General features: G+C 40.1%; 6 protein-coding genes. 1 reads left to right on the forward strand and 5 read right to left on the reverse strand.

Going from position 1 to position 6,380, the window contains the following annotated elements:
• Positions 1-2: 2 nt before the first annotated feature.
• Positions 3-662 (reverse strand): hypothetical protein, encoded by a 660-nt coding sequence (locus BGO88_RS08035; protein WP_286706539.1) that lies wholly within the window; start codon positions 660-662, stop codon positions 3-5.
• A gap of 270 nt (positions 663-932) precedes the next feature.
• Here BGO88_RS08035 and BGO88_RS08040 point away from each other — a divergent pair, with 270 nt between their 5' ends.
• Positions 933-1,880 (forward strand): L-threonine 3-dehydrogenase, encoded by a 948-nt coding sequence (locus BGO88_RS08040; protein ID WP_286706540.1) that lies wholly within the window; start codon positions 933-935, stop codon positions 1,878-1,880.
• A gap of 46 nt (positions 1,881-1,926) precedes the next feature.
• On the opposite strand, the gene BGO88_RS08045 is transcribed toward BGO88_RS08040, so the two are convergent.
• From BGO88_RS08045 to BGO88_RS08060, 4 genes are all read right to left on the reverse strand, one after another.
• Complete coding sequence (locus BGO88_RS08045) at positions 1,927-2,436, reverse strand: nuclear transport factor 2 family protein (RefSeq protein ID WP_286706541.1); 510 nt, start codon at positions 2,434-2,436, stop codon at positions 1,927-1,929.
• A gap of 39 nt (positions 2,437-2,475) precedes the next feature.
• A complete protein-coding gene (locus tag BGO88_RS08050) occupies positions 2,476-2,925 on the reverse strand; it encodes a very short patch repair endonuclease (protein ID WP_286706542.1) in 450 nt (149 codons plus the stop codon).
• Positions 2,926-3,069: 144 nt separating this feature from the next.
• Positions 3,070-4,014: a PorP/SprF family type IX secretion system membrane protein gene (locus BGO88_RS08055; RefSeq protein WP_277013077.1), complete on the reverse strand. Its 945-nt coding sequence runs from the start codon at positions 4,012-4,014 to the stop codon at positions 3,070-3,072.
• A gap of 73 nt (positions 4,015-4,087) precedes the next feature.
• The coding region (locus BGO88_RS08060) for a T9SS type B sorting domain-containing protein (protein WP_286706543.1) at positions 4,088-6,380 on the reverse strand (2,293 nt) is incomplete at its 5' end.

Below are 6,380 nucleotides of genomic sequence, written 5' to 3' on the forward strand. Positions count from 1 at the left end.
TATTATTGACTTTTTTGTTTTGGGTTTAAGGTTGGAACAATGCCTCCTTGTTGTGTAAAATTGCTTGGTTTTGGAAGGTTTCCAGGTTCATATTGTGGTTTTTGTAATGAATCTTTGGCCAATGAACGAAGCATTTCTGCTTCACCTTCTTCCAGACGGATTTGACTTTTTCTGACAATTTCATCCATTTGGGATTGAAGTGAAGCCAATTCTTCATTGATTTCCGGGATTAGCTTTATGACTTTCTGCTCCTGTATCTGGTTTAGATTTATAAACAAATCGAGTGAACGTACTTTGGTAATTAGTGTCATTATACGGCTCTTGATTTCAGGTTTGTCAAAAGCGGCCGGTATATTATTGTTCAGATTCATTGCTTTTTGAGACAAGGTTCTTGCTTTTTGCTGGAAAGCACCAATGGAACTTTTCGGTTTTTGCTGTAGTTCTGTCATAAACAATCGCCATTCGCTCCAATTTTGAATCATATTTACAACCGTAGGATTCATTGGCTGCGGATTAAAATTCCATGCTTTGTCAATAGAGGCAAAAATTTGCTCGTTTTTCTTGGTGTCTTTTGCATTGGCTTGCAGTCTGGCTGCTTCGTCATCTTTGCAGGAAACCAAAAAGCAAAACAGAACCAACAGGATATAGGAATAGATTTTCATCAGAATAATTTTGAAATGCAAAGTTAGCAAACAATTGTATAAGAAAAAGAGCGCCTATCAGGTCATATTCATAAAACTTCACTAAAATTTCAGTTTTACACAAATGAATAATTGGTAGTGAATGAGGTAATTAGGTGTGCTAAATTATGAAATCCTGATTTTTGCTAAACAGTAATCACAAATCTTTTAGATTTGACTCTGAAATCAAACGAAGCTAAACAAAATTTGTTTTGCGAAATCGTTATATTTGTGCCACAAAAAACAAGTGAGATGCATGCAAAAATCTTAATTATTGGGGCTTGTGGCCAAATTGGAACTGAATTGACAAAAAAGCTTCGAAGCCAGTATGGCAAGGACGCCGTAATCGCATCGGATGTGCGAAAAGGAAGTCCGGAGTTTGTAAATTCCGGTCCCTTTGAAGTGGTCAATGCCTTGGACTTTAACCAGGTAGAAACCGTAATTGAGAAATACCAGATCGAAGATGTTTATCTGATGGCTGCATTACTTTCTGCCACTGCAGAAAAAAATCCCGCTTTTGCCTGGGACCTTAATATGAATTCTCTTTTTCACGTTTTGAATTTGGCAAAAGCCGGAAAAATTAAAAAGATATTCTGGCCGTCGAGTATTGCGGTTTTTGGGCCTACAACTCCAAAAGACAATACACCTCAATATACGGTTATGGAACCTTCTACCGTTTATGGCATCAGCAAGCAGTCTGGCGAAAGATGGTGCGAATATTATCATAACATTTTTGGAGTAGATGTTCGAAGCATCCGTTATCCGGGATTAATCAGCTGGTCAACACCTCCGGGTGGTGGTACAACAGATTATGCTGTTGATATTTATTACAAGGCGTTAAGTGATGGAAAATACGAATGTTTTTTATCTGAAAATACGGAATTGCCAATGATGTATATGGATGATGCGATTCGTGCTACCATCAGTATCATGGATGCGCCGAAAGAAAACATTAAGATTCGTTCTTCTTATAATCTGGCAGGAATCAGTTTTACACCAAAAGAAATTGCAGCCGAAATAAAAAAGCATATCCTTGATTTTTCGATTTCGTATGAACCTGATTTCAGACAAAAGATTGCCGACAGCTGGCCTTCCAGTATTGATGATTCTTATGCGAGAAAAGATTGGGGCTGGAAACATGAATTTGATTTGGAAAGCATGACAAAAGATATGTTGGAACATTTATCAGAAAATGTTTAAGCAATAAAAAAAACCCGTTGAATTCAACGGGTTTTTTTATTTGTCGTTATTTCTTCTTTAGCGTTTCAATCAGCTTGTCTTCAATTGGTGTTTTAACCTTGATGACTTCATCTATAACATCGTTGGGCACAGTTGCAGACAGGACATAGTGTCGAATCATCCATTTGCCATTTATTTTTTCCAGAACACCTGAACCTCTGCATATTTTCATTTGAGTATCTAGAAGTTCGTCAAACCAGGCCAGCTTTCCGTCATTATTCAAAAAAATATTTCTTTCCAGAACTTTAAAGTCCCATGCTTTTCCTTTATCAAAATAAGGTTTGGCAAAAGCCTCAAATTCTTTTTTATTCCAATTTTCGGTGGCATCGGTTCCTATAAAAATGGAGTTTTCGGTCAGTTTTCCGAAATAGGCATTAAAGTCAGCACGACCAGCAGCGGCATGCCATTCATCCAAAAGTTTTGTGATTTTTTCTTTTTCTACCGTGTCTGCATTTTTCTTTTGTCCATAGACTGTTGCTGTAGCAATGAGAAAAAGGAGAAGTACTGTTTTTTTCATGTGTAATTTTTTTTAAAGATAAGAAATTGCTCGAAGTCTTTATTGGTGTGGAGTGTCCTGAAAGTATATTTTTTTATGGACATTTTCGATTTCTTTTTCGATAGTCCTAACGGTGGTGTATAGTTTTCGTTTTACGTCTTTACTCCAGAATCGAAGTACCAGCCATCCTTTTGAAGCGAGATATTCATTGACGATTTTGTCACGGTTTCTGTTTCTTTCAATTTTGGCAAGCCAGAATTCTTTATTGGTGTCGAGTCGTTGCTGTATACTTTCCCAATCTTTGCCATGGAAAAATTCGCCGTCTACAAAAATGGCAATTCTGTATTTTTTAAAAGAAAGGTCAGGGGTTCCAAAAACAGTGCGGTCATGTTTTCTGTATCGGTGTCCGCGACGCCATAGCGCTTTCGCCAAAAGCCGTTCTTCTTTGGTATCCTTGCTTTTGATGGCGCGCATGATTTTGCTTCGCTTCTCTTTTGTGAATATGTCCATTCTAAAAACTATTTGTGGCGCTAGTTTTTGAAGGCTAGTATAAGAGGATAATAGGGCGGTTAAGCGCGGTAAGAGAACAGCTAAATTAGTTAAAAAAGAAACGCGGGTCAATTGACCCGCGTTCTTCAAGATGTTATATATTCCTTAAAAAGTACAAGGACAATTGCTGACTCCCTGGAAAATATCAAGACCAAGCGTAATCATATGCGTCCCGCTGTTATATGCCATCAGCTCGTTGGTAGTGAGCTGGTAGGAATAAGCAAAATAAAAGTTGGATTTTTTTAATCCTGCCATTGGTCCGATGTTAATGGGTTCCATCAATTGGTCGTTCAGGAAGCGGTAGCTTAATCCGGCCCAGTAATAATCGTCATTATTATCTTTCCAGCGTAACTTTACATTCAGGTCTGTTGAGGAACGTCCGTCACTTTCAAAATATTGTACATAAGCTGAAGGCTCTACTTCGAAAGCACTATTTCGGTTTTCTCTAAAAATATAACCGGTATAAAACTGATAATTTCGGAGTTTTCCAGGTTCGTTGATGTTGAACTTGTCCAGGTTTTTATTTAGAATATTGCTGGCGTTGAAGCTGAAATAAAAATCCTGAATACGATACAATACGGATACATCAAAGTTATGGTTGATGAGAGCCCGGTCGTCTTTTACACCCATATCCGGGACATTGAAATTTTCGATTTCAAGTCGGAACTGGTTCAGGTTGTATGAAATCCCGAAAGACAGGAACTGGTCGTAATATTTATCCAGGATAAGGTGATGGGCAAAAGAAAACTTGCCTCCATACTGCCGTGTATTTCCGTTTTTGTCATTGTAAAGAAACAGCCCGATTCCGGAGTTGTCTGAAATCCTCATATCTGCGGCTAACGATTGCATATCCGGGGCATCCTTGATTCCGACCCATTGTGTGAGGCCATTCATTCGGATTTTCACATTGTCACCTATCCCTGCATAAGATGGCGAAATAACAAATGGGTTATCTGCCAGGTATTGGGTGAAGGTTGGTATCGACAGTTCTTGAGAATGTACTGTATGTATCGTCAAGAAAATCAACAGAAAGTGGTATATTTTTTTCATTTTATATCTTGTTTTTGGGGCACTTTAATTAAAACCGTTCCTACCCATTTCCGATAGGAACGGCTCTTCTCATTTATCTGTAAATAGTGAAGTTTCCGACAAATTCCCGGTTATCATTCGGATTTCCAAGTTTGATGATGTACCAGTAATCTCCTGAAGGCATTTCGGTACCATTGTATTTTCCGTCCCATGATTGTCCTTGTCTCAATGTTGCAAGTTTCCTTCCATACCTGTCAAAAATGTCTGTGGTAATGTTAGGATAGTTTTGCGTATTGCCAGGCGACCAGGTGTCATTGTCACCGTCCTCATTAGGGGTCGTTACGTTTGGAATCGTGATGTCGACAAAGACTACGTTGATTGTAGCCCGTGCTTCACATCCGTTACTGTCGGTTACTATAACTTCATAAGTGCCGGATTGATAGAAAACATATACGTTGTTTCTTCCGTTATCATAGCCGTTGAAAGTGTAAGTATAATTTCCTGTTCCTCCGAAAGCGGTTGCGGTAATTTTGTTAAGTCCGGTTTCTGCAAGAGTAACAGTCACAGGTACGGCATTGCTGATGAAGAATGAAACCGTATCTGTACAAGCAGAAGCATGAAGGACTTCAACCGTATGGCGTCCGTTGGTAAGGTCTGTAAATATATTTCCTGTTTGGGGTGTGCCGCCATCTAAGGAGTAGGTTACGTTATTGGCTACACCCGGACTTACTGATATTGTAACTGTATTTCCGTTACAGTTGTAAACTATATTTTCTCTTGCATCAATATCAACAGGAGCGTCCAGGGTTACCTGTACAGAAGTAGTACAGCCTCTTGAATCTTTTACATAAATGGTATAGGTCTGTCCTCCGTTCAGATTCTCGTATAAGAATTCATTTCGAACATAAGTACCATTTTCTGAAAGACTTGTTGAATAAGGAGCTGTTCCTCCGGTGACCGCAATTTCAATAGCTCCATTATCATCGTCTACGCAAATTTCCTGAAGTACATCTACTACGGTTGCCTGTAATGCATTAGGTTCTGTTACGGCAATAGTTACCTCTTTGTAACATCCTTTAGAATCGACAGCCCTAACAATATAGTTTCCTGCTGCAAGATTCTGGAATACATTGCTTGAAGTAAGGTTGAAATCAGGAGAAATTCCATATTGCAATGGTCCTGTTCCTCCGGAAGCCGTTACAGTGATTCGTCCGTTTGACAAGCCGTTACATGTTGCATTGACAGCTGTTGCGCTAGCTGTAATTGGTGTCACCGGATTTATCCTAACCGTTGTCGTTTTAGTACAGCCGTTTGTATGTCTGACATAAATAGTATGCGTACCAACCGGCAGGTTGTTGAATACATTTGAGCTTACATAATTAACTCCATCCAAGGAATACTGTACGCCATCTACAACCGCCGGATTTACAGAAACTGTTACCGTATTTCCTGGTGTATTACCGTTGCAATTCGTAGTTACGACCGCAGTAGGTTGCAGATTTAAGCCATCGTTTACACGGAAAACTGCCGGAGTAATCTGACATCCATTGGCATCTTTTACAAATACTGTATACTGCCTTCCTCCAATCAAGCCGGTGTAAGTCAGTGTAGTCGTAAAGTTGGCAGGATTGTTTGAGTTAAGGCTTGTATAATAAGGTGCTGTTCCTCCAGAAGGTATAATTGTTATAGTACCATCATCTAATCCGTCACAAGTTTCAGGAGTTCCGTTTACGACTGCTGTAAGCGCTGCCGCAGGTTGGGTTACCGTAATATTTGTAAGCGTGATTTCACAGCCATTCTGGTCTTTTACTTTAACGGAATAAGTTCCGGCAGCAAGATTGATGAATGTATTGGAAGAAGAGTAATTATAAGCAGGTGAAATCGCATATTGATATACACCCGTTCCTCCTGTGGCTGTTACCTGTATGCTTCCTGTTGACTGGCCAAAGCACAATACGTTGGCCGTTACATTGGCATTAGCCGTAACCGGTATTAGCGTATTGATGGTAAAAGGAACCGTTTTGGTACAGCCATTGGTGTGTTGTACGTAAGCGGTATGGCTTCCGGGAGCCACATTAGTAAACGTGTTGGAAGCCACATAGTTGATTCCGTCCAGTGAGTACTGAACCTGTGAGGCTACTGCAGGGTTTACGTTAATGGTAACCGTGTTTCCTGGTACGTTATTGGTACAGTTTGGTACTACCGTTGCTGTTGGTCGGATATCTACACCTCTGTTTATCGTGAATGTCTGGGGCGCAATCTCGCAACCGTTGGCATCTTTCACGTATACGGTGTAGGTCTGCCCTCCGTTCAGGTTGGAGTAGGCCAGTGCCGAGGTAAAGTCGGCCGGGTTGTTGGAATCGAGGCTTGTGGTGTAAGGCGCCGTT

This window comes from Flavobacterium sp. 38-13 (assembly GCF_001899155.1).
Classification (GTDB): Bacteria; Bacteroidota; Bacteroidia; order Flavobacteriales; family Flavobacteriaceae; genus Flavobacterium; species Flavobacterium lindanitolerans.

What these genes read in the sequence shown, in the direction of transcription:
- BGO88_RS08050 (WP_286706542.1), bottom strand. Translation starts at nt 2,925, where the DNA reads ATGGACATATTCACAAAAGAGAAGCGAAGCAAAATCATGCGCGCCATC.
- BGO88_RS08045 (WP_286706541.1), bottom strand. Translation starts at nt 2,436, where the DNA reads ATGAAAAAAACAGTACTTCTCCTTTTTCTCATTGCTACAGCAACAGTC.
- BGO88_RS08055 (WP_277013077.1), bottom strand. Translation starts at nt 4,014, where the DNA reads ATGAAAAAAATATACCACTTTCTGTTGATTTTCTTGACGATACATACA.
- BGO88_RS08040 (WP_286706540.1), top strand. Translation starts at nt 933, where the DNA reads ATGCATGCAAAAATCTTAATTATTGGGGCTTGTGGCCAAATTGGAACT.
- BGO88_RS08035 (WP_286706539.1), bottom strand. Translation starts at nt 662, where the DNA reads ATGAAAATCTATTCCTATATCCTGTTGGTTCTGTTTTGCTTTTTGGTT.